Below are 2,839 nucleotides of genomic sequence, written 5' to 3' on the forward strand. Positions count from 1 at the left end.
GGGGGGGGGGGCGCTCGCTCCGGCGCCGCGCGCCGCCCCCCGCGCCGCGCGCGGCCCGGCGGCGGGCGCCGGGGCCCCCCCCCCCCCCCGGCGTACCGTTCGGCCCCGCGTGCCGTTCGGGAGGCCGGCCATGGAGCTCACCAAGGTCACCGCCCTGATGAAGGCCACCGCGCTGGAAGTCGCGATCCTGGCCGGTCATCTCGTCCTCTACCCGTCCGGGATCGTCGCCGAGCGGCTCTCCCCCGCCCCGGCCTCCGCGAAGCGCCCCTCCACGCCCACGACCTCCGCCGAAGGCCCCGACCCGGCCGGGGCGGAGACGTCGCCCCCGACGGCGATCGCGCGGGGCGGTGGCAGCCGTCCGGTGATCCTGCTGCACGGTTTCGTCGACAACCGGTCGGTCTTCGTGCTGCTGCGCCGCTCCCTCACCCGGAACGGCCGTGACCACGTCGAGTCGCTCAACTACTCCCCGCTCACCTGCGACCTGCGGGCCGCCGCCGAGCTGCTGGGCCGCCGGGTGGACGAGATCCGCGCCCGCACCGGCCACGCCGAGGTCGACGTCGTCGGGCACAGCCTGGGCGGGCTGATCGCCCGCTATTACGTACAGCGCCTGGGCGGTGACAGCCGGGTGCGGACCCTGATCATGCTCGGCACCCCGCACGCGGGCACCACGGTGGCCCCGCTCGCGGACGCGCATCCGCTGGTGCGGCAGATGCGGCCCGGTTCGGAGGTCCTGCGCGAGCTCGCGGAGCCCGCGCCCGGCTGCCGGACCCGGTTCGTGAGCTTCTGGAGCGATCTGGACCAGGTGATGGTGCCGGTGGAGACCGCGCGTCTGGACCACCCCGACCTGCTCGTGCACAACGTTCGGGTGAGCGGGATCGGCCACCTCGCGCTGCCCGTGCACCCGACGGTGGCCGCCGGGGTCCGGGAGGCCCTCGACGCGGGCGGTCCGGTCGCCTCCGGAGCTCGGGACGAGGGGCCCGGGGCCACCTCCGTCGCCTGAGCACACGACACCGTTCTTCGAACGTTCATCGAACACAAGGCCAAAGCTCTCCACTCGACCTGGAGAAACGCGGTCGATTGCCCTTTTCCTACGGGCCCGAACCCCGCCGAAGATTGTCCGCCGCGCATACCGCCGGGTACAGTCGCGCCACTGCTTACCCCCGGGACACCCCTCACGGGCCCGCCCCGGACTGGTCCTGCTGCCGAGGCGAGAGAGACGTTGGTGAACGACCAGCACCCCCACGCCGGGTACGTCGGAGACGGCGCCCAGCACACCGGCAGCTTCGCCATCGACCCGCTGTTCGGCGCCTACCCCGAAGGTCAGGCCGACCACAGCGGCCAGTGGGACCTCGGCGCGTACGCGGCCACCGGCACGTACCCGACGACGGGGCAGTACGACACCACGGGGCAGTACGACACCACCGGTCAGTACGACACGACCGGCCAGTGGGACACCACGGGGCAGTGGAACACCGCCGCCACCGGCCACGAGGCCACCGGCACGTACGCGACCACCACGGCGCAGTACGACACCACCGGACAGTGGGACGCCTCCGCCTGGACCGACGCCCAGCACACCGGCCAGTACGAGACCGCCCACGCCGGCGCCTACGCCGCCCAGGGCACGTACGGCTACGAGGCCTACGACGCCACCGGGCAGTGGGCCGCCCCCGCCTTCGCGACCGAGACCGGCGCCTTCGACGCGACCGCGTGGAACCACGCCTCCCCCGAGCCCGAGCCGGTCGTCCCCCAGCAGTACACCCCGCAGGCCGAGCACACCGCCGAGTTCGCCTGCGAGTACGTCCCCGAGGGCCACGAGGAACACGCCGCCGACGGCGCGGAGGAGCCCGAGGCCTTCCAGGGCGACGACGACGCGTACGACTACGAGCACGACGGCGACCACGCACACGACCACGACGAGCCGGCCGCCGGTGACGAACCCGCCGTCGAGGTCCGCACCGAGTCGCCCCTCGCGGGCCGCCCCGTGCGCCGCTCCTCCGGTGGCGCCCGCGGCCGGCGCCGTACGCCCGCCAAACGGTCCGCGCTGCTGACCGTCGCCGTCCCCTCCGCCTGCGTGATGGGAGTCGCCGGCATCGCCGCCGCCTCCGTCGGCGGCCTGACCGGCACCACCCCGGCCGGCGCGCAGAAGGACGACACGACCGCGCTCGCCGCCGCCGACCCGGCCTCGGTCAAGCAGGTCGCCGCCAACAACGCGCTCGACACCCAGCTCGCCGCGCTCAGTGCCGACGCCCGCGACTTCGGCGACCGCGCCAGCCGCACCCAGGAGCGCATCGACCTCAGGGCCCGCCAGGCCGCCGACAAGAAGAAGCGCGAGGAGGAGGCGGCCCGCAAGGAGGCGCTGCGTCCCAAGTACCTGCTGCCGGTGAAGCTCCACCAGCTCAGCGCGCGCTTCGGCCAGTCGGGCGTCAACTGGATGTCCGTGCACACGGGCATCGACTTCCCCGTGCAGTACGGCACCCCCGTGATGGCCGCGACCGACGGCACCGTCCGCACCCAGTGGAACAGCGCCTACGGCAACATGGCGATCGTGACCTCCCCCGACGGCACCGAGACCTGGTACTGCCATCTGAGCAGCACCAAGATCCGCTCGGGTTACGTCAAGGCCGGCGACGTCATCGCGTACTCCGGCAACTCCGGCAACTCCACCGGCCCGCACCTCCACTTCGAGGTCCGGCCCGGCGGCGGCTCCGCGATCGACCCGCTGGCCTGGCTGCGCAGCCACGGCCTCGACCCGACCAGCTGAGCCCTCCGGCGTACGGACGAGGAAGGGGGCCCCGCGGGGCAAGCCGGGGGCCCGGACCCGAACCCCCCGCACCCT

Annotated in this window: 2 protein-coding genes; both read left to right on the forward strand. The window is 74.1% G+C overall.

What is annotated here, in order from left to right:
* The first annotated feature begins 130 nt into the window (after positions 1-130).
* The gene (locus tag ACFV2S_RS17510; protein ID WP_385559353.1) at positions 131-1,000 is read left to right on the forward strand and encodes a lipase family alpha/beta hydrolase; all 870 of its coding nucleotides are present in this window, start codon (positions 131-133) and stop codon (positions 998-1,000) included.
* Positions 1,001-1,222: 222 nt separating this feature from the next.
* Positions 1,223-2,764 carry a M23 family metallopeptidase gene (locus ACFV2S_RS17515; RefSeq protein WP_385559356.1) on the forward strand — a complete coding sequence of 514 codons (1,542 nt, stop codon included), beginning with the start codon at positions 1,223-1,225 and terminating at the stop codon, positions 2,762-2,764.
* Positions 2,765-2,839: the final 75 nt, after the last annotated feature.

It is taken from the genome of Streptomyces sp. NPDC059695, assembly GCF_042733785.1.
Lineage (GTDB): Bacteria > Actinomycetota > Actinomycetes > Streptomycetales > Streptomycetaceae > Streptomyces.

Bases quoted from the DNA above. Each gene is read 5' to 3' on its own strand.
- ACFV2S_RS17510 (WP_385559353.1), top strand. From the start codon at position 131: ATGGAGCTCACCAAGGTCACCGCCCTGATGAAGGCCACCGCGCTGGAA.